Raw genomic sequence first — 19,100 nt, 5'->3', positions numbered from 1 at the left:
CCGCGGATCCGCCCCGGCTCGTGCCGCCCACCGCAGGCCGCGGCGGGCGTGGTTCGCGCGGCGGGGGGCCGCATCCGGCACGTCCTCGGCCGTCCGGCCGGGCCGTGCGGAGTGGACGCCCGGCCACGCCCCTCGCCGGCTTTTGTTGGCGCGAGCAGAAGTTTCGTCGGCGCCAGCGAACCTTTGCCTTCGCTCATCGATAAGGGTACGGTGGCGAAGCAGATACAAACTTGTCCATTGGTCGATCCGTTGCCCCGCCCTTGCGGGTGGCCCGCCCGCCTCGACGGGTGGCGTCGCCGCGTCCTGACCACGACCGCTCCGCCGGGCCCGTGCCCGGCCGGTCCGGCGTGCCCGGTGGCCGGCCGGTCGGCCCGAACGGCCGGGCCCGCAACGCCCGGCAGGAAGGACCAGCACCATGGACGAACTCGCCTCCCGACCACCGGCGCCCGGCCCGGCGCCGGTCAGCCGCCGCGGGGTGCTGCGCGCCGCCACCGTCTCGGCCACCGCCGTCGGCGCCGCCGGGCTGCTCGGCGCGCCCGCCGCGGCCCACTCCGGGACGGCGCACGGCCGGCGCCGGGTCCCGACCGACCGGATCAGCATCCAGCTCTACACCCTGCGCGACCAGCTCGCCGCCGACCTGCCCGGCACGCTCGCCGCGCTGCGGCGGATCGGCTACCGCCGGGTCGAGCACGCCGGCTACGTCGGCCGCACGGCCGCCCAGTTCCGGGCCGCCCTGGACGACGCCGGGCTGCGGGCCACCTCCGGGCACGTCGGCATCCCGCAGCCGTTCGACGCGGACGCGTGGGCGCAGGTGCTCGCCGACACCAACACGGTGGGCTGCCGGTACCTGGTCCACCCCTGGTTCGGGCTGGACGCCGAGGGCCAGCCGATCCGGGACCCGGAGCGCTACCGCGCGCTGGCCCGCGACCTGAACCGCGCCGGGCGGATGGCCGAGCGGGCCGGGCTGCGGTTCGGCTACCACAACCACCAGCTGGAGTTCGTACCGCTGACCGACGGGCGGACCGGGTTCGAGATCCTGGCCGCCGAGACCGACCCCCGGCTGGTCCACTTCGAACTCGACCTGTTCTGGACCTGGCGCGGGGCGCGGGACCCGGTGGACGTGATCCGCGCGCACCGGGGCCGGATCCGCCAGGTGCACGTCAAGGACATGGACCACAACGCCAGCTTCGCCGACCTCGGCGACGGCCTGATCGACTTCGGCCGCATCTTCGCCTACGCCCGGGAGGCCGGGATCGAGGAGTACATCGTGGAGCGCGACGACGCGGGCACCCCGCCGCGCGCCCCCGCCGACGCCCTCGACACCGCCCGGGTCGGCTACGCCTACCTCGCCTCGCTCCGCTACTGAGCCACGACCTCGGGGGAACGCCCAGATGAGAAGAGCCGCACTCCTGCCCGCCCTGGTGCTGGTGGCCGCCGGGCTCACCGCGCCGGCCGCACCGGTCACCGCCGCGCCCGCCGCCGCACCACCGGACAGCAGCTTCCAGAAGGTCACGCTCAACGACTACCCGGGCGAGCCGATGAGCCTCGCCGTCCTGCCCGACCTGCGGGTGCTGCACACCTCGCGGACCGGTGAGGTGCGCATCCACGACCCGCGCACCGGGCTGAACACCCTCGCCGCCGACGTGCCGGTGTACGAGCACGACGAGGAGGGCCTGCAGGGCATCGCCATCGACCCGGACTTCGCCCGCAACAAGTGGGTCTACCTGTACTACTCCCCGCCGGGGAACACGCCGGTCGACGACCCGGCGACCCCGGACGTCAACGAGGGGGACGCGCCGCTGGTCGGCACCGAGGCCGACTGGCAACGGTTCCGCGGGGTGCTGCGGCTGTCCCGGTTCAAGCTGGACGGGATGACGCTCGACCTGCGTACCGAGCAGAAGATCATCGACGTGCCCACCGACCGGGGCATCTGCTGCCACGTCGGCGGGCAGATCGACTTCGACGGCAAGGGCAACCTCTACCTGTCCACCGGCGACGACACCAACCCGTTCTTCTCCGACGGCTACACCCCGATCGACGAGCGCGCCGACCGGAACCCGGCCTTCGACGCCCAGCGCACCTCGGCGAACACCAACGACCTGCGCGGCAAGCTGCTGCGCATCCAGGTCAAGCCGGGCGGCGGCTACCGCGTCCCGCCGGGCAACCTGTTCCGGCCGGGCACCCCGAAGACCCGGCCCGAGATCTACGCGATGGGGCTGCGCAACCCGTTCCGGTTCGCCGTCGACCGGCGTACCGACGACGTCTACCTCGCCGACTACTCCCCCGACGCCGGCTCGGCGAACCCGCAGCGGGGACCGGCCGGACACGGCCGCTGGATGCTGGTGGACAAGCCGGCCAACTACGGCTGGCCGTACTGCGTCACGCCGACCATGCCGTACCGCGACTACGACTTCGCCACCGGCACCCCCGGGCGGTACTTCGACTGCCGCCGGCCGGTGAACGACTCGCCGCACAACACCGGACAGCGCCGGCTGCCGCCGGTCGAGGCGCCGCAGGTCTGGTACCCGTCCGCGGCCTCCGGCGAGTTCCCGCAGCTCGGCACCGGCGGGATCGGCCCGATGGCCGGCCCGGCGTACGACTACGACGGGCGCAGCACCTCCCGGGTGAGGTGGCCCGCCTACTACGACGGCATCCCGCTGTTCTACGAGTGGACCCGGGACTACATCAAGGAGTTCCGCCTGGACCGGGCCGGCGAGGTCGCCGACATCCGGCCGGTGGCGCCCTCGCTGGTGGTGGACAACCCGATGGACCTGGAGTTCGGCCCCGACGGCGCGCTCTACGTGCTGGAGTACGGCGACGGGTACTTCGCGGAGAACCCGGACGCCCAGCTGTCCCGGATCGACTTCGTGCGGGGCAACCGGACCCCGATCCCGAAGATCAGCGCGGACCCGACCGCCGGGCAGGCGCCGCTCACGGTCAGCTTCTCCAGCGCCGGTACGGTCGACCCGGACGGTGACCCGCTGCGCTACGCCTGGGACTTCGACGCCGACGGCTCGGTCGACTCCACCGAGCCGAACCCGACCTGGACGTACCAGACCAACGGCTCGTACTCGCCGACGCTGAAGGTCACCGACCGCACCGGCCGGTCCGCGGCGGCCACCCTGCCGCTGCTGATCGGGCCGCGGGCGCCGATCGTCGAGTTCGTCACCCCGGTCGCCGGCCAGCCGTTCGAGTTCGGGCAGACCGTCGCGTTCCAGGTGAAGGTCACCGACGACCGGCCGGTGGACTGCTCCCGGGTACGGGTCACCTACATCCTCGGGCACGACGAGCACGGGCACCCGCTGTCGACCGCCTCGGGCTGCACCGGCAGCATCGCCACCTTCGTCGACGGTGGGCACAGCGGCGCGCCCAACCTGTCAGCGGTCTTCGTGGCCGAGTACACCGACGCGCCGACCGAGCCGGGCGTACCCCCGCAGACCGGGACCGCCACGGTGGTGCTGTACCCGTCGGCACCCTGACGGGCGGGCCGGCGGCGGCCCCGGGTCACCGGGCCGCCGCCGGCCGCCGGTCGGCACCGACGGCTCACCCCTCGTCGTCGTGGCCGTAGTTGCGTTCCCACCGGCCGCCGTCCGGCGGGGTGTCCGCGCGGATGGCCGCGTCGACGTTGCCGGCCAGGTCGTTGTCCACCACCCGGCACTCCACGCAGCTGCCCTGGTCGGTGATCCACAGTCCGTGGGTCTGGGTGGACGGGTCGCGGTTGTCCCAGATCCGGTTGCCCCGCACGGTCGCCGCGGTGAGCTCCGCGTTGACAGTGATCCCGGCCCGCACCGGCGGCGGGGACGGCAGCTCGTACGGTGTCCCCGGTTTCGGGGTGTCGCCGCTCCAGGCGGTGAACGCGCCGGGCCGGATCGGCGCCAGGGTCAGCGTATCGGCGTCGTTCGCCGCCACCACCGCGATCGCCCGGCCGACCCGGACCACCTTGCCCCGGTGCCCGTCGTTCGGCCAGGTGGCGGTCCGGTCGACCACCGACTTCTCGCTGTACCGCACCGAGTCGCCGTGCCCGGTCATCGCCGGCGCCACCTGCCGGCCGTTGTTGCGGATCCGGTTGCCCACCACCATCGCGTCCCGGACCGGCCGGTCGAACCGGATCGCGTCGCCGCTGTTGCCGTAGAAGTCGTTGCTCTCGATGACGATCTCCTCGGCCCTGTCCTGCCCGACCGAGCCGAGGCTGCGCTGGTGGTAGCCGTGCCGGCCGTTGCCGCTGACCCGGTTGCCCCGGATGGTGTACGGCCCGGGGGTGTTGCCGATGCTGATCCCGTCGCGCAGGTTGCCGTCGATCACGCAGTCGGTGAGGATGCCGCCCCGCCCGGCGGTGTGCGTGGTGCCCTTCGCCGAGACGTGGAAGCCGGCCTCCAGGTTGCCGGTCATCGTGCAGGCCGTGACGATCAGGCCGTTGGCGCCCCAGTCGGAGATGCCGAAGCGGTTGCCCTGGGTGTGGCAGCCGAGCACCCGGATGCCCCGGGGACGCAGCCCACCGGACTCCTGGAGTTCCAGGAAGATGCCGTTGGTGGCGTTGGCCACCGCGCTGCAGTTGACGATGGTGAGTCGCTCGATGCTGCCCCACCCGCCGATGCCGACCCCGATCCCGGCGCCGCCCATCTCGGTGCCGTTGTCCTGCCGTCCGCACCCCACCACCAGCACCCGGTCGATCACGCAGTCCTGGAGGAAGTCGCAGCCCAGCCCGGTGGCCGCGGTGTGGTGGATGTAGAGGTTGCGGAAGACGCCGCGGACCACGTACTGCAACCCGAGGCCCTTGGCCAGCGGGCTGTACTCCGCCGACGCCACCTGCGAGCCGTCGATCTCGAAGTCGGCGAAGGTGCAGTCGGCCAGGTGCCGCTCCCGGTCCGCGCCGTGCAGCTGCGCGGTGTGGAAGGCCAGCGGCACCGGCTCGGCCCGGTTGCCGGCGTTGCTGAGCGCGAACCGGGTCGCCCCCGGTCCGGCGCCGACCAGCGACACGCCGCTGCGCCAGACGGTGCCCGCGTCGCGGATCGAGTAGACCCCCGGCGGGCAGTGGATGACCCGGGCCCGCCCGTCCGCCTCGTACGCGTCGCCGAGCAGGTCGACCAGGGCCGCGAGGGCGGGCTGGTCATTGGTCACCCCGTCGCCGGTCAGCCCGTGGTCGCGGGCGTCGCAGAGCAGCGGCGCCCCGGCGACCGGATGCGGCCGGATGCCGGAAGCCACGGTCATGCCCGGGTGCGCCACGTCGTCTCCCCTCGGCGACTGGGCAGCCCGCTTTCCCGGTCCGCCGGCCGGGAAACGCCCGCCGGCCCGAGCACGCCGCCGGCTGGACGGCCCGCCGGCGGCCCCGGCCCGGGCCGGGGCCGCCGGTGCCGGTCAGCCGATGGCGTCAGACGGTGGCGATCAGCAGCGCCGGCCGCTCCACGCAGTCGGCGACGTGCCGCAGGAAGCCGCCGGCCACCCCGCCGTCGCAGACCCGGTGGTCGAAGGTGAGGCTGAGCTGGGTCACCTTCCGGACCGCGAGCTGGCCGTCGACCACCCACGGCTTGTCCACGATCCGTCCCACCCCGAGCAGCGCCGCCTCCGGGTGGTTGATGATCGGGGTGGAACCGTCGACGCCGAACACCCCGTAGTTGTTCAGGGTGAAGGTGCCGCCGGTGAGCCGGGCCGGCGGCAGGGTGCCGGCCCGGGCGGCCGCCGTCGTCGCGGTCAGCTCGGCGGCCAGTTCCGCCGTGGTGAGGCGCTGCGCGTCGCGGACCACCGGCACCACCAGGCCCCGGTCGGTCTGCGCGGCGATGCCCAGGTGCACCCCGGCGGACTGGACGATCCGCTGCCCCTCGGTGTCCACCCGGGCGTTGAGCTGCGGGTAGCGGCGCAGCCCGGACAGGCAGATCCGGGCCAGCAGGGCCAGGATGCTCACCGGCGCGTCCGGGGTCGCCGCGTTGATCGCCGCCCGGGTCTCCAGCAGGGCGGTGGCGTCCACGTCCACCCAGATGGTCACCTCGGGGATCTCCCGCCGGCTGCGGGACAGCTTGTCGGCGATCGCCTTGCGGATGCCGGTCAGCGGGACGACCACGTCGCCGGCCTCGGCCGGGCCGAGCCCGACGTGCGCCGGCGGCGGGTCGGCCGGCTCGGGACGGTCCGGCACCGCGGCCAGCCGGGCGGGCGCCGCCGCGGCCACCGCGGCCTCGACGTCGGCCCGGCGGACCACCCCACCGGGCCCGGTGCCACGCAGGGTGGCCAGGTCCAGGCCGTGCTCGCGGGCCAGCCGGCGCACGATCGGCGAGATGACCAGGGTGGCCGGCGCGCCCGGCGGGGTAGCGGTGGCGGGTGCCGGGGCGGGCGGCGCGGCCACGGGCTGCGGGGCGACCGCGAGCCGGGGCCGGCGCCGCCGCCGGGACCCGCCGTGGCCGGTGCCGTAGCCGATCAGCACGTTGCCGGAGCCGGCCCGCTCCTCCTCCCGGTAGGTGGCGTGGCCGGCGGGTTCGCCGCCGCCGGCCGGCGCCGCGGCGGCGTCCAGCGGGGCGATGGTGATCAGCGGCTGGCCGACCGGGCGGACCTCACCCGCCGCGCCGTGCAGGGCCACCACCCGGCCGGCGTACGGGCAGGGCACGTCGACGACGGCCTTGGCGGTCTCCACCTCGACCACCGTCTGGTCCACGCTGACCGTGTCGCCGACGGCGACCCGCCACTCGACGATCTCCGCCTCGGTCAGCCCCTCGCCCAGGTCGGGCAGGAGGAACACCTGGGCCCCGTCGACGGTGGTCATGCCGCGCTGCCTTCCGCGAGCCAGCGCGGGTCCGGCTGGTCGTCCCACTGCAGGCGGGCCACCGCGTCCAGCACCCGGTCCACGCCGGGCAGGTGGGTGTGCTCCAGCATCGGCGCCGGGTACGGGATGTCCAGCCCGCTGACCCGCAGCACCGGGGCGTGCAGGGCGTGGAAGCAGCGCTCCTGCACCCGGGCGGCGATCTCGGCGCCCACCCCGGCGAAGCCCTGCGCCTCCTGGATCACCACGCAGCGCCCGGTGCGGCGGACCGAGGCGGTGACCGTGGCGTCGTCGAACGGCACGATGCTGCGCACGTCCACCACCTCCAGGTCCCAGCCCTCCTCCCGGGCCGCCTCGGCGGCCTCCAGCGCGACCGGCACCGCCGGCCCGTACGCCACCAGGGTGGCGTCGCGGCCGGGCCGGCGCACGACCGCCCGGCCGAACGGCTCGGTACGCGCCGGCAGCTCCGCCTCGGCGCTGGAGAAGTAGAGCTTCTTCGGCTCCATGAAAACCACCGGGTCGGGGTCGGCGATCGCCTCCCGCAGCAGCGAGTACGCGTCCTCGACGGTGGCCGGGGTGACCACCTTCAGGCCGGGCGTGTGCGCGTAGTACGCCTCGCTGGAGTCGCAGTGGTGCTCGACCCCGCCGATGCCGCCGGCGTACGGCACCCGGATGACGATCGGCACGCTGAGCGCGCCCCGGGTCCGGTTGCGCAGCTTCGCCACGTGCGAGGCGATCTGCTCGAACGCCGGGTAGGCGAACGCGTCGAACTGCATCTCCACCACCGGGCGCAGCCCCGACATGGCCAGGCCGACCGCGAAACCGACGATGCCGGCCTCCGCGAGGGGGGTGTCGAAGCAGCGCTTGTCGCCGAACCGGGCCAGCAGCCCGTCGGTGATCCGGAAGACGCCGCCGAGCTGCCCGACGTCCTCGCCGAAGACGACCACCCGGTCGTCGGAGGCCAGCGCGTCGGCGAGCGCCGCGTTGAGCGCCTTCGCCATCGTGGTGGCCATCAGGCGTCCCCTTCCTGCTCGGCCGCGGCCAGTTCGGCGCGGACCTGCTCCCGCTGCTCGACCAGTTGCGGGGTCGGCTCGGCGTAGACGTGGTCGAACAGGCTCAGCGGGTCGACGGTCGGCTGGGCGTTCATCCGGGCCCGCAGGTCGGCCGCGTACTCCTCGGCCTCGGCGGCGACCGCGGCGACGGCCGCCTCGTCCAGCACGCCGCGCGCGCGCAGGTAGGTCTCCAGCCGGGCGACCGGGTCCCGGTCCCGCCAGGCGTCGACCTCGGCGCCGTCGCGGTAGCGGGTGGCGTCGTCGGCGTTGGTGTGCGGCTCCATCCGGTAGGTGTGCGCCTCGACCAGGAACGGCCCGTTGCCGGCCCGCGCGTGCGCCACCGCGCGGGTGAGCACGGCGAGCACGGCCACCGGGTCGTTGCCGTCGACCTGCTCGCTGGGCACCCCGTAGCCGACGCCCTTGTACGCCAGCGACGGCGCGGCGGTCTGCCGGGACAGCGGGACGCTGATCGCGTACCGGTTGTTCTGTACGAAGTAGACCACCGGCGCCCGGAACACGGCGGCGAAGTTGATCCCCTCGTGGAAGTCGCCCTCGCTGGTGGCGCCGTCGCCGATGAAGGCCAGCGCCACGGTGTCCCGCCCCTGGTACGCCTCGCCGTAGGCGAGCCCGGCGGCGTGCACGCACTGGGTGGCCAGCGGGGTGCACTGCGGCGCGGTGCGCCGGGCGGCCGGGTCGTACCCGCAGTGCCAGTCGCCGCGCAGCAGGGTGAGCACCTCGACCGGGTCGAGGCCCCGGGAGACCAGCGCCATCGACTCCCGGTAGGTCGGGAAGACCCAGTCGGTCTCGCGCAGCGCCAGCACCGCGCCGACCTGGCAGGCCTCCTGGCCGCGGGAGGACGGGTAGACCGCCAGCCGGCCCTGCTTGGTCAGGGCGGTGGCCTGGACGTCGAACCGGCGGCCGATCACCATCCGGCGGTACATCTCGGCCAGCGCCTCGGCCGGCGGTTCGGGGTAGTCGGCGCGGGCGGGCAGCGGCGTGCCGGTCGGGTCGAGCAGGCGTACCGGCTCGGCGGCCGGCAGCAGCCCACGGGCCGGGTCGGGCGGGGCGGTCGACCGGCGGGTGGATGCCCTGCGGACCGCCTGGGGTGTGGTCGTCACGGCGGGGACCTCCTGGACGTGTGGTGGGCCTATGCTCCTGCTGTCGGATGATTGACTCAAGATCCGCGCCAATTGCGGGACGGATGGCAGGCAGGAGGCGTCACGGTGAGCCAGGAATCCGGGCCAGGGGTGGACTCGACGACCGGAACGGGACGATCGGCCCGCCCGCTCGACGAGGTGGACCGGCTGATCCTGGACGAGCTGGTCCGCGACGGGCGCACCTCGGTGCGCACGCTGGCCGAGCGGGTGCACGTCTCGCGCACCAACGCGTACGCGCGGGTCGAGCGGCTGCTGCGCGACGGGGTGATCACCGGCTTCCGGGCCCGGGTGGCGCCGGAGGCCGCCGGGCTGGGCACCTCGGCGTACATCGCCCTGAAGATCGAGCAGAACACCTGGCGGGAGGTCTCCGCGGAGCTGGCCCGGGTGCGCTACATCGAGCACGCGGCGCTGCTCGGCGGCGACCACGACGTGCTGGCGCTGGTCCGCGCGCCGGACAACGCCACTCTGCGGGACGTGGTGCTCAACCGGGTGCAGAGCATCGCCGGGGTGCTCTCCACCCGCACCTGGCTGGTCTTCGAGGAGTTCGACGGCGAGCGCAGCCCGTGGGTGTGAGCCGGCGTCACCGCTCGGGCGGCGCCTCCAGGCCCTCCCGGTCCGCCAGCTCCAGCAGCGGCTCCAGCGAGAACCGCCGCTCGTCCAGGCCGGCGTGCGGGTCGCCGCGCTCGGCGAACCGGGCCGGCATCGACGGCACGGCGAAGTCCTCCGGCCGCGCGTCGTCCAGCTCCGACCAGTCCAGCGGCGCGGAGACCAGCGCCCGCGCGGTGGGCCGGATGGAGTACGCCGAGGCCATGGTGTGGTCCCGGGACATCTGGTTGTAGTCGACGAAGACCGGGCGGTCCCGTTGTTCGCGCCACCAGGTGGTGGTGACCAGCTCCGGCAGCCGGCGCTGCATCTCCCGGCCCAGCGCCAGCACCGCCCGCCGACAGTCGCCGAAGCTCCACCGCGGCTCGATGGAGAGGTAGATGTGCAGGCCGCGCCCGCCGGTGGTCTTCGGGTAGCCGGTCAGGCCCAGCTCGGCGAGGAACGCCCGCACCTCGTGGGCCACCGGCACCACCTGGTCGAAGCCCACCCCCGGCATCGGGTCGAGGTCGATCCGGAGCTGGTCGGGGCGCTCCACGTCGGCGGCGGAGACCGGCCACGGGTGGAACCGCAGCGTGCCGAGGTTGGCCGCCCAGATCACCACCGCCAGCTCGCTCGGCGCCACCTCGTCGGCCGTCCGGCCACTGGGGAAGGTGATGTGCGCGGTGCGGACCCAGTCGGGCGCGCCCGCCGGCAGCCGCTTCTGGTAGAAGGCGTCACCGCGGTTGTCCTGCCGGGTGCCGATCTTCGCGCCCGGGAAGACGCCGCGCGGCCACCGTTCCAGCATGGTCGGCCGGTCGCGCAGCGCGCGCAGGATGCCGTCGCCGACGGCCAGGAAGTAGCGCACCACGTCGAGCTTGGTCAGCCCGAGCTCGGGGAAGTAGGGCTTGTCCGGGCTGGAGACGCGGACGACCCGCTCCCCCACCTCGATCTCCTCGGCCGCCGTCGCCACGCCTCACACCGTAGCGGCGACCGGCCCGCGCCGGGGGCAGCGCGCCGAGCGTGACGGCGCCGGCGCGGCTCGCTCAGGCGACCAGCAGGACGCCGACGACGATCAGCGGCAGTCCGACGAAGAGGAAGATCCCGACGCCGGTGAGCACCCGCCCGCCCCCGCCGGTCTCCTGCTCGGGCGCGAGCCCGAAGGTGGTCCGGGCGTCGAGCATGCCGATCCGACTCAGGGTCAGGTCGCCGGTCACCCCGAGCAGGGCGCCGACGACCACCAGCGCGATGCCGAAGCGGGTGACGAAGTCGCCGCCGGCGACCGCCACCCAGATGCCCGCGGCGGCGGCGACCACCACCAGGGCGACGACGAAGAGCACCAGCGCCTCGCGCAGACCACGGACGACCGTCATCGCCGACCCCACCTCCGTCTCCCGACGGCGGCGCCGCCGTCCGGGACGGACATTGTGCACGGTGCGGACGCCGGGCCGCTGCCCCGGACACGGAGCGTGGTCGGCGAGGCGGCGCGGGCCGGCGGCGGCGCGCCCGGCCGGGTCGGCGCGGCGACCGGGCACGTGGGGCGGGGCCGGCACGACGCGGCGCGGAGACCGGCTCGGCGGCGGCCGGCGCCGGGCACACGGAGGCCGGGCCGGGGTCGCCGGCCCGGCCCCGGTCGAGGTCAGCGACCTTCCTGCTGGAGGCGGTTCATCAACATCTGCTTGCCCTGGTCGCCGGCCTTGCGGTTGTTCTCCTGGATCTTGCGGAACCAGGTGGCGAGTTCCGTGTCGCCCCGGGCGTCGGCGTCGGCGATGTACGTCTCCATCCGGTACACGTGCTCCAGCGACATCTGCAACGTGTGGATGAGGTCGTAGTTCTTGTCCCTCACCGGGCTCATCTGTTCCTTGGTCATGGTCGCCACGGCGCAACCTCCCCTGTCGGTCATCGTGGAGCCAGCGCTTACCCGGCCGGGCCGGGTTCACGCCCGCCGGACGGCCACGGTGCCCGACCCCGCCGGCCGGCGCCGGCCGGCCACCGGGCCGGGGCCGCCGCGCCCGGGCGATTACCCGCCGGGAGGCCCGGGTACGGGTTGCCCCATGGAACTGGCAGCGCTCTGGATCGTCCGGCACGGCGAGAGCACGGCGAACGTGGCGGCGAGCGCGGCCGAACGCTCCGGCGCCGAGCTGATCGACCTCACCCACCGGGACGCCGACGTGCCGCTCTCGGCCACCGGCGAGGAGCAGGCCCGGGCCACCGGCCGGTGGCTGGCCGGGCTGCCCGCGTCGCGCCGGCCGGACCTGGCGGTGGTGTCGCCGTACCTGCGCGCGGTGCGCACCGCCGAGCTGGCGCTGGCCGGCACCGACATCCCGGTGAGCCGGGACGAGCGGCTGCGCGACCGGGAGCTGGGCATCCTCGACGGGCTCACCGGCCACGGGGTGCGCCAACGGTTGCCGGAGGAGGCGGCGCGCCGGGCCCGGCTCGGCAAGTTCTACTACCGGCCGCCGGGCGGAGAGTCCTGGACGGACGTGGCGCTGCGGCTGCGTACCCTCCTCGGCGACCTGCGGCGCGACCACCCGGGCCGGCGGGTGCTGCTCTTCGGCCACGACGCGCTGGTCTTCCTCACCCGCTACCTGGTCGAGCAGCTCACCGAGGCGGAGCTGATGGCGTTGACCCACGGGCAGGTCATCGCGAACTGCTCGATCACCGGCTGGTCCGCCGACGGGCACGGCCGGTTGACCCTCGACGTGTTCAACGACGTCGCGCACCTGCGCCAGCAGGGCGCGCCGCCGACCCGGGAGGACGAGGTCCATGCCGAACCGGTCTGACACCCCGGTCATCACCCCGCGGCTGCTGCGGGACTGGGCGCTGCCCGTGCCGACCGGCGGCAAGGAGGCCCGCGGCACGGTGCTGGTGGTGGGCGGCTCGCGGTTCACCCCGGGCGCCGTGCTGCTCGCCGGGGTGGCCGCGCTGCGGGCCGGCGCCGGCGTGCTGCAACTGGCCGCCGCCGAGTCCACCGCCGCCGCGCTGAGCATCCAGGTGCCGGAGGCGCTGGTGGTGGGGCTGCCGGAGACCGCGGAGGGCGCGGTCGCGGGCCAGCCCGGCGACCGGTTGACCGAGCTGGTGGCCGAGGCGGACGTGGTCGCCGTCGGCCCCGGCCTCAAGGAGATCGACGAGACCCGCTCGCTACTCGGCCTGGTGCTCGACGCGGCCGGCCCGCAGACCGCGCTGGTGCTCGACGCGTACGCCCTGGGCGCGCTCAGCCACTGCCCGGACCTGCTGGTCGGCTCCGGCCGGCCGGTGGTGCTGACCCCGAACCTGACCGAGGCGCGGCACCTGCTCGGCCGGGAGCCCGGCGACGACCTGGACGCCGAGGCGGCGGAGCTGGCGCGGCGGTACGACGCGGTGGTCTCCCTCTACGGCCACATCGCCACGCCCGACGGGCGCGGTTGGCGGGAGGAGAGCGGCGACGCGGGCCTCGGCACGTCGGGCAGCGGCGACGTCCGGGCCGGGCTGCTGGCCGGGCTGCTCTCCCGGGGCGCCGAGCCGGCGCAGGCCGCGTGCTGGGCCGCGTTCGCCCACGCGGTCAGCGGGCAGCGTTTGGTGCCCCGGTTCGGCCGGATCGGTTTCCTCGCCCGCGAGCTGCTCGACGAGATCCCGCACACGCTCGCCACCGTCTGACACCTTTTGTCCGCCCGAGCGGGTGTGTGTAACGCCACACCGGCTCCCGGCGCTTGTTGCACAGAAGCAAGCATCCTGCCTGCTTCTCGCCGGTCCGCGCTCCCCCGAGGGCGCGTCAACCGGCGGGTAACGGCCCCTGGGAGTCTGTGTGAAGAACCTCCGTCGCAAGACACTGGCCGCCGCGTCCGCCATGACGCTCGGCGTCGGTCTGGCCGTCACCGGTGGGCTCGCGCCCGCCGCGGCGGCCGCCGGCCCGGACACCACGTTCCTGGTCCTCGCGCCGCAGGGCGCGAAGACCGACAAGGCGGCGGCCCGGGTGGCTGCCGCCAAGGGCACGGTGGTGGCCAGCTACGACCAGATCGGCGTGCTCGTCGTCCGCTCGACCAACCCCGACTTCGCCGCCGACGTGGCGGGCGCGGGCGTCGAGTCGGTGGCGTCCACCGCCGGCCTGGGCACCGCCCTCGACGAGGGCGAGACCGTCGAGGTGGCCGCGGCCGACGCCGTGGCCGCCAGCGCGGATCCGACCAAGGAGCCGCTCTTCGGTCAGCAGTGGGACATGCCGATGATCGGCGTCCCGCAGGCCCACGCGATCAACGCCGGCAGCGCCGACGTGGTGGTGGGCGTGCTGGACAGCGGCATCTCCAGCAGCCACCCGGATCTGGCCAGCCAGATCGCCAAGGACAAGAGCGCGTCCTGCCTCGGCGGTGTCGTCGACACCACCGAGTCGGCCTGGAACCCGACCACCTCCGACCACGGCACCCACGTGGCCGGCACCATCGCCGCCGCGGTCAACGGCGTCGGGGTGACCGGGGTCGCTCCGGGCGTGAAGGTGGCCGCCGTCAAGGTCGTCAACAACGACGGCTACATCTTCCCGGAGGCCGCGGTCTGCGGGTTCCTCTGGGCGGCCGAGCACGGCATGCGGGTGACCAACAACAGCTACTACATCGACCCGTGGGAGCTGAACTGCCGCAACGACGCCCGCCAGCGTCCGGTGTGGCAGGCCGTGCAGCGGGCCATCCGTTACTCGCAGAGCAAGGGCGTGCTGCACGTGGCGTCCGCGGGTAACTCCAACTACGACCTCGCCCACAAGATCACCGACACCGGCAGCCCGAACAACGGGACGCCGGAGGTCCGCGAGGACCTCACCAGCGCCTGTCTCGTCCTGCCGGGCGAGGCGCCGGGCGTGGTGACCGTCTCGGCGGTCGGCCCGACCGGGGAGAAGAGCTACTACTCCTCGTACGGCCAGGGCGTGGTCGAGGTGACGGCCCCGGGTGGCGACACCCGGTTCCGCACCCAGGGTGCCCGTTCGACGGTCACCGACGGCATCCTGTCGACCACCTTCAACACCGCCACCCGCACCGACGGGTGGGGCTACAAGCAGGGCACCTCGATGTCCAGCCCGCACGCCGCCGGCGTGGCCGCGCTGGCCCTGTCCGCCCACCCGGGCATGACGCCGGGCCAGCTCAGCTCGTTCCTGCAGCGGACGGCCGAGGCGAAGTCCTGCCCCACGGGGGTCTACAACCCGGTGCCGCTCTTCCCGACCGGCCCGAACGTGTACGACTCGACCTGCTCCGGCGGGGCGCGCAACTCGTTCTACGGCGCGGGCATGGTCAGCGCGTACAACGTGGTGCGCTGAGGCGACAGCACGACCAGTGGTGGGGCCCGGCGGCGATCCGCCGGGCCCCACCCGCTTGGGTGACACCAGTTTCCGCAGCTCACCACCGGGGTACCGGACGGACATCCGTCGAATTTAGGAGGTCACCCGGTGTCCACCGATGCCATCGTCCTGCTCAAGGAGGACCACAAGGAGATGCGCCGCCTGTTCAAGGCCTTCCAGGATGCCGAGGAGGGGCCGGCGAGCAAGCGGAAGCAGCTGGTGGGGCAGATCATCGAGGCGCTCACCGTGCACACGTACCTGGAGAACGAGGTGATGTACCCGGAGGTCCGCAAGCTCCTGCCGGACCTGGAGGACGACATCCTCGAGTCGTACGAGGAGCACCACGTCGCCGACCTGCTCTGCGCCGAACTGTTCACCATGGACGCCGAGGACGAGCACTTCAACGCCAAGACGACGGTGCTGATCGAGAACGTGCTGCACCACGTCGAGGAGGAGGAGCAGGAGTGGTTCCCGAAGGTGCGCGAGGCGCTCGGCCGTAAGCAGTTGCAGGAGATCGGCGAGCGGATGATCGAGCTGCGCGACGGCGCCCCCCGCAAGCCCACCGACCCGAAGGCGCTCAAGAAGTCGATGCACGCGGTGACCGCCTGAGCGGCGACGACGCGACGGGCCCCGGCGCGTCGGGGCCCGTCGTCATGCCGGGGGCGCCGGCAGGATCCGCCGCAGCCGCCCCGGCGGTACGCTGCGCTGCCGCCACTCCCGCGGATAGCCCACCGAGACCTCCTCGAACCGTACGCCGTCGTGCCAGGTGGTCCGGGGGATGTGCAGGTGCCCGTAGACCACCGCGGCGGCGTCGAAGCGCCGGTGCCAGTCGGCGGTCGCCTCGGTGCCGCACCACTGGGCGAAGATCGGGTAGCGCAGGATCCGGGTCGGCTCGCGGACCAGCGGGTAGTGGTTGACCAGCACGGTGGGCAGCGCCGGCTCCCGCTCGGCCAGCCGCCGGCGGGTCTGCTCGACCCGGGCCGCGCACCAGTCCGCCCGGCTCGGGTACGGGTCGGGGTGCAGCAGGAACTCGTCGGTGCAGACGATCCCGGTCCGGTACGCCTCGGCCAGCGCCGCCTCGCGGGTGTCGATCCCGTCCGGCAGCCAGCTGTGGTCGTAGAGCAGGAACAGCGGAGCCACCCGCACCGGGCCGCCCTCCCCCCGCCACACCGGGTACGGGTCCTCCGGGGTGAGCACGCCCAGCCGCCGGCAGAGCGCCACCAGGTGCTGGTAGCGCTCCAGCCCGCGCAGCGTCACCGGGTCGTTCGGCGGGCTCCACAGCTCGTGGTTGCCGGGTGCCCAGACCACCCGGGCGAAACGGTGCGCCAGCAGCCCGAGCGCCCACTCGACGTCGGCCACCGTGTCGGCCACGTCCCCGGCGACCAGCAGCCAGTCGTGCGGCGACTCGGGGTGCAGGCCCTCGACGACGGCCCGGTTCTCGCGGTGGTTGACGTGCAGGTCGCTGATGGCGAACAGGCTGCCGCCCGCGCTCCCGTCGGCCACCATCCCTCGATCCTATGGACCGCCCCGCCCCGCCGCGACCCCGGCAGCCGGGCCGGCGGCGCCCCCAGCCCGGACCGGGCGCGTTCCGCGCGACGCCCCCTCAGCCGCCGGAGCCGGGCTCGGCCATCCGGCGGTGTTGCGCGGACTTGAGCTTGTCCGGGACGATCTTGCCCGCGGCGGTCTGCACCTTGTTCAGCAGCGAGCCGGCGGTCACCGTCTGGTCGCCCCGCATCAGCGCCGCGAACCCCTGCTCGGCGACCCGTCGCGGGTCGTCCTTGCGCCCGGAGCCGACCCGGGTGTCCCGCATGTCGGCCCGATCGAAGAACTCGGTGTCCGTGGGGCCGGGCATCAGCGAGGTGACGGTCACCCCGGTGTCCTTCAGCTCGTTGCGCAGCGCCTCGGCGAAGGACTGCACGAACGACTTCGAGGCGTTGTAGACGGCCTGGAAGGGTCCCGGCATGGTCGCCGCGATCGACGAGGTGAACAGCACCCGGCCGGCGCCGCGTTCGACCATGCCCGGCAGCAGCAGCTTGGCCAGGTGCACGGTCGAGCGGACGTTGAGGTCGACGACGGTCAGCTCATCGGCCAGCTCGGTGCCGCCCACGAACTCCCCGCCGGCGCCGCGGCCGGCGTTGAGCGCCAGCGCATCCACCGCCCGGCCGGTCGCGCGCACGGCCGCCACCAGCTCCTCCACCCCCTCGGGGCGGGCCAGGTCGACCCGGACGGGTTGCACCCGGGGCCCGTTGTCGCGGCGCAGCCGCTGCGCCGCCGTGCCGATGCCCTCGTCCTCGGCGGCGACCACCACGTCGAATCCGTGCTCGACGAACTGCACCGCCAGCTCGTACCCGATCCCGCTGGACGCCCCGGTCACCACGGCGAGTGGTCGACCGGTGGTCGGTGTGCTCATGCTGGCTCCTCTCGTACGCCCGGCCGCGCCGCACCGGTTTCGCGGCCCGCCTCCTGGTGTGCCCCGGGACGGGCGGTCCAACCGCCCGGCACGTAGCCGGCCGGGCGGACGGAGGTGGAGCCGGGCAGCGGGTCGCCGACCCGGTAGGATCAGCCCGGGCCGTGACTGGCGCGTGGGGATGGAGCACCATCGGGAAGCGGTCCCGTCACGAGGACGCACGCCGAGCGCCTGGGCCTTCCGCACGTCACCTGGAGGTCTCATGTCGCTGAACGCCGAATCCACCGCCTTCCGCAGCGCCCTCGAGGTGATCCGCGCGGTCGAACCGCGGGTGGCCGACGCCATCGGGGCGGAGCTGGCCGACCAGCGCGAGTCGCTGAAGCTGATCGCCAGCGAGAACTACGCCTCCCCCGCCACGCTGCTGGCGATGGGGAACTGGTTCAGCGACAAGTACGCCGAGGGCACCGTCGGCCGCCGCTTCTACGCCGGCTGCCAGAACGTCGACACCGTCGAGGCGCTCGCCGCCGAGCACGCCCGCGAGCTGTTCGGCGCCGCGCACGCGTACGTGCAGCCGCACTCCGGCATCGACGCCAACCTGGTCGCGTTCTGGGCCATCCTGGCCGACCGGATCGAGTCCCCGGCGCTGCGGAAGGCGCAGGTCCGGCAGGTCAACGAGCTCACCGAGGCGGACTGGTTCGCGCTCCGCCGCGAGCTGGGCAACCAGCGGATGCTGGGCATGTCGCTGGACGCCGGCGGGCACCTCACCCACGGCTTCCGGCCGAACATCTCGGGCAAGATGTTCGACCAGCGCAGCTACGGCACCGACCCGGCCACCGGCCTGATCGACTACGACCAGGTCGCCGCGGCGGCCCGGGAGTTCAAGCCGCTGATCCTGGTCGCCGGCTACTCGGCGTACCCCCGGAAGGTCAACTTCCGGATCATGCGGGAGATCGCCGACTCGGTCGGCGCCACCTTCATGGTCGACATGGCCCACTTCGCCGGCCTGGTCGCCGGCAAGGTGTTCACCGGCGACTTCGACCCGGTGCCGCACGCGCACATCGTCACCACCACTACGCACAAGTCGCTGCGCGGCCCGCGCGGCGGCATGGTGCTCTGCCAGCCGGAGCTGGCCGACCAGGTGGACCGGGGTTGCCCGATGGTGCTCGGCGGCCCGCTGCCGCACGTGATGGCCGCCAAGGCGGTCGCCCTGGCCGAGGCGCGCCGGCCCGACTTCGCCGACTACGCCCAGCGCATCGTGGCCAACGCCCAGGCGCTCGCCGAGGGGCTGCTGCGCCGCGGCGGCAGGCTGGTCACCGGCGGCACCGACAACCACCTGGTGCTGATCGACGTCTCCGGCTACGGGCTGACCGGCCGGCAGGCCGAGCAGGCGCTGCTCGACTCGGGCATCGTCACCAACCGCAACTCGGTCCCGCAGGACCCGAACGGCGCCTGGTACACCTCCGGCATCCGGATCGGCACCCCGGCGCTGACCAGCCGCGGGCTGGGCACCGCGGAGATGGACCAGACCGCCGAGCTGATCCACACCGTGCTCAGCCAGACCACGCCGGGCAGCAACGCCGACGGCACCCCGTCGAAGGCCAAGTACGTGCTCGACCCGGCCGTCGCCGACAAGGTCAGCCGCCAGGCCAGCGAACTGCTCACCGGCTTCCCCCTCTACCCCACCGTCACCCTCGCCTGACGCGCCCCAGCCCCGACACCCCGCCCCGCCCCCGCCGCGCGCCGCGTCCCCCCTCCTCCCTCCCCTGCCCCCGCCCGCCTCACCTCGCCTCACGGTTGATCAAGGCGAGGCTGGCGGCATGGGTCGCACCGCCAACCTCATGATCGACGGGGTGAGGGCGGGGGGCCG

General features: G+C 74.2%; 17 protein-coding genes and 1 riboswitch. Of the genes, 8 read left to right on the top strand and 9 right to left on the bottom strand.

Translation table 11 applies throughout. The features are described 5' to 3' along the window. The first annotated feature begins 415 nt into the window (after nt 1–415). The gene (locus Q3W71_RS26955) at nt 416–1,366 is read left to right on the top strand and encodes a sugar phosphate isomerase/epimerase (protein ID WP_302922273.1); all 951 of its coding nucleotides are present in this window, start codon (nt 416–418) and stop codon (nt 1,364–1,366) included. Between the two features lie 25 nt (nt 1,367–1,391). Next, nucleotides 1,392–3,479 (top strand): PQQ-dependent sugar dehydrogenase, encoded by a 2,088-nt coding sequence (locus tag Q3W71_RS26950; protein WP_302922272.1) that lies wholly within the window; start codon nt 1,392–1,394, stop codon nt 3,477–3,479. A 64-nt stretch (nt 3,480–3,543) separates the two neighbouring features. On the opposite strand, the gene Q3W71_RS26945 is transcribed toward Q3W71_RS26950, so the two are convergent. The 4 genes from Q3W71_RS26945 to pdhA form a co-directional block, all read right to left on the bottom strand. After that, nucleotides 3,544–5,223, bottom strand: a complete 1,680-nt coding sequence (locus Q3W71_RS26945; RefSeq protein WP_302922271.1) for a right-handed parallel beta-helix repeat-containing protein — start codon at nt 5,221–5,223, stop codon at nt 3,544–3,546. Between the two features lie 145 nt (nt 5,224–5,368). Then, the gene (locus tag Q3W71_RS26940) at nt 5,369–6,748 is read right to left on the bottom strand and encodes a dihydrolipoamide acetyltransferase family protein (protein WP_302922270.1); all 1,380 of its coding nucleotides are present in this window, start codon (nt 6,746–6,748) and stop codon (nt 5,369–5,371) included. Next, on the bottom strand, nt 6,745–7,761 hold the full coding sequence (locus Q3W71_RS26935; RefSeq protein WP_302922341.1) for an alpha-ketoacid dehydrogenase subunit beta: 1,017 nt from the start codon (nt 7,759–7,761) through the stop codon (nt 6,745–6,747). Before Q3W71_RS26935 ends, Q3W71_RS26940 begins: the two co-directional genes overlap by 4 nt. After that, a complete protein-coding gene (pdhA, locus tag Q3W71_RS26930) occupies nt 7,758–8,948 on the bottom strand; it encodes a pyruvate dehydrogenase (acetyl-transferring) E1 component subunit alpha (protein ID WP_302922340.1) in 1,191 nt (396 codons plus the stop codon). The genes Q3W71_RS26935 and pdhA overlap by 4 nt, the downstream gene beginning before the upstream one ends. Nucleotides 8,949–9,020: 72 nt before the next feature. Between pdhA and Q3W71_RS26925 the strand changes: the two genes are divergently transcribed. Beyond that, on the top strand, nt 9,021–9,527 hold the full coding sequence (locus Q3W71_RS26925) for an Lrp/AsnC family transcriptional regulator (protein ID WP_302922269.1): 507 nt from the start codon (nt 9,021–9,023) through the stop codon (nt 9,525–9,527). Nucleotides 9,528–9,534: 7 nt separating this feature from the next. On the opposite strand, the gene Q3W71_RS26920 is transcribed toward Q3W71_RS26925, so the two are convergent. From Q3W71_RS26920 to Q3W71_RS26910, 3 genes are all read right to left on the bottom strand, one after another. Further along, nucleotides 9,535–10,506 (bottom strand): DNA polymerase domain-containing protein, encoded by a 972-nt coding sequence (locus tag Q3W71_RS26920; protein ID WP_302922268.1) that lies wholly within the window; start codon nt 10,504–10,506, stop codon nt 9,535–9,537. Nucleotides 10,507–10,579: 73 nt separating this feature from the next. Then, nucleotides 10,580–10,906 (bottom strand): hypothetical protein, encoded by a 327-nt coding sequence (locus Q3W71_RS26915; protein ID WP_302922267.1) that lies wholly within the window; start codon nt 10,904–10,906, stop codon nt 10,580–10,582. A 266-nt stretch (nt 10,907–11,172) separates the two neighbouring features. Beyond that, on the bottom strand, nt 11,173–11,403 hold the full coding sequence (locus tag Q3W71_RS26910) for a hypothetical protein (protein WP_109900784.1): 231 nt from the start codon (nt 11,401–11,403) through the stop codon (nt 11,173–11,175). Nucleotides 11,404–11,587: 184 nt separating this feature from the next. Between Q3W71_RS26910 and Q3W71_RS26905 the strand changes: the two genes are divergently transcribed. The 4 genes from Q3W71_RS26905 to Q3W71_RS26890 all read left to right on the top strand — a co-directional run bounded on the left by Q3W71_RS26905 (nt 11,588) and on the right by Q3W71_RS26890 (nt 15,435). After that, a complete protein-coding gene (locus Q3W71_RS26905) occupies nt 11,588–12,316 on the top strand; it encodes a histidine phosphatase family protein (protein ID WP_302922266.1) in 729 nt (242 codons plus the stop codon). Continuing rightward, nucleotides 12,300–13,169 (top strand): NAD(P)H-hydrate dehydratase, encoded by an 870-nt coding sequence (locus tag Q3W71_RS26900; RefSeq protein ID WP_302922265.1) that lies wholly within the window; start codon nt 12,300–12,302, stop codon nt 13,167–13,169. The genes Q3W71_RS26905 and Q3W71_RS26900 overlap by 17 nt, the downstream gene beginning before the upstream one ends. 148 nt (nt 13,170–13,317) lie before the next feature. Next, on the top strand, nt 13,318–14,805 hold the full coding sequence (locus tag Q3W71_RS26895; RefSeq protein ID WP_302922264.1) for a S8 family serine peptidase: 1,488 nt from the start codon (nt 13,318–13,320) through the stop codon (nt 14,803–14,805). A 129-nt stretch (nt 14,806–14,934) separates the two neighbouring features. Then, nucleotides 14,935–15,435 (top strand): hemerythrin domain-containing protein, encoded by a 501-nt coding sequence (locus Q3W71_RS26890; RefSeq protein WP_302922263.1) that lies wholly within the window; start codon nt 14,935–14,937, stop codon nt 15,433–15,435. 42 nt (nt 15,436–15,477) lie between these two features. On the opposite strand, the gene Q3W71_RS26885 is transcribed toward Q3W71_RS26890, so the two are convergent. Continuing rightward, nucleotides 15,478–16,332 (bottom strand): metallophosphoesterase, encoded by an 855-nt coding sequence (locus Q3W71_RS26885; RefSeq protein ID WP_302922262.1) that lies wholly within the window; start codon nt 16,330–16,332, stop codon nt 15,478–15,480. Nucleotides 16,333–16,429: 97 nt separating this feature from the next. Next, nucleotides 16,430–17,236, bottom strand: coding sequence for an SDR family oxidoreductase (locus tag Q3W71_RS26880; RefSeq protein ID WP_302922261.1), 807 nt, complete (start codon nt 17,234–17,236; stop codon nt 16,430–16,432). Between the two features lie 151 nt (nt 17,237–17,387). After that, nucleotides 17,388–17,477: riboswitch (ZMP/ZTP riboswitch) on the top strand. 18 nt (nt 17,478–17,495) lie between these two features. Here Q3W71_RS26880 and Q3W71_RS26875 point away from each other — a divergent pair. Further along, complete coding sequence (locus Q3W71_RS26875) at nt 17,496–18,932, top strand: glycine hydroxymethyltransferase (RefSeq protein ID WP_302922260.1); 1,437 nt, start codon at nt 17,496–17,498, stop codon at nt 18,930–18,932. The last annotated feature ends 168 nt before the right edge of the window (nt 18,933–19,100 follow it).

Source organism: Micromonospora sp. C28SCA-DRY-2 (assembly GCF_030519475.1).
GTDB lineage: Bacteria > Actinomycetota > Actinomycetes > Mycobacteriales > Micromonosporaceae > Micromonospora.
This window is presented reverse-complemented; position numbering and strand designations above follow the sequence as displayed.

Excerpts from the sequence above, each read along its gene's own strand:
- Q3W71_RS26875 (WP_302922260.1), top strand. The coding sequence starts at position 17,496 with ATGTCGCTGAACGCCGAATCCACCGCCTTCCGCAGCGCCCTCGAGGTG.
- Q3W71_RS26950 (WP_302922272.1), top strand. The coding sequence starts at position 1,392 with ATGAGAAGAGCCGCACTCCTGCCCGCCCTGGTGCTGGTGGCCGCCGGG.
- Q3W71_RS26905 (WP_302922266.1), top strand. The coding sequence starts at position 11,588 with ATGGAACTGGCAGCGCTCTGGATCGTCCGGCACGGCGAGAGCACGGCG.
- Q3W71_RS26885 (WP_302922262.1), bottom strand. The coding sequence starts at position 16,332 with ATGGTGGCCGACGGGAGCGCGGGCGGCAGCCTGTTCGCCATCAGCGAC.
- Q3W71_RS26955 (WP_302922273.1), top strand. The coding sequence starts at position 416 with ATGGACGAACTCGCCTCCCGACCACCGGCGCCCGGCCCGGCGCCGGTC.
- Q3W71_RS26915 (WP_302922267.1), bottom strand. The coding sequence starts at position 10,906 with ATGACGGTCGTCCGTGGTCTGCGCGAGGCGCTGGTGCTCTTCGTCGTC.
- Q3W71_RS26940 (WP_302922270.1), bottom strand. The coding sequence starts at position 6,748 with ATGACCACCGTCGACGGGGCCCAGGTGTTCCTCCTGCCCGACCTGGGC.
- Q3W71_RS26910 (WP_109900784.1), bottom strand. The coding sequence starts at position 11,403 with ATGACCAAGGAACAGATGAGCCCGGTGAGGGACAAGAACTACGACCTC.
- Q3W71_RS26900 (WP_302922265.1), top strand. The coding sequence starts at position 12,300 with ATGCCGAACCGGTCTGACACCCCGGTCATCACCCCGCGGCTGCTGCGG.
- Q3W71_RS26880 (WP_302922261.1), bottom strand. The coding sequence starts at position 17,236 with ATGAGCACACCGACCACCGGTCGACCACTCGCCGTGGTGACCGGGGCG.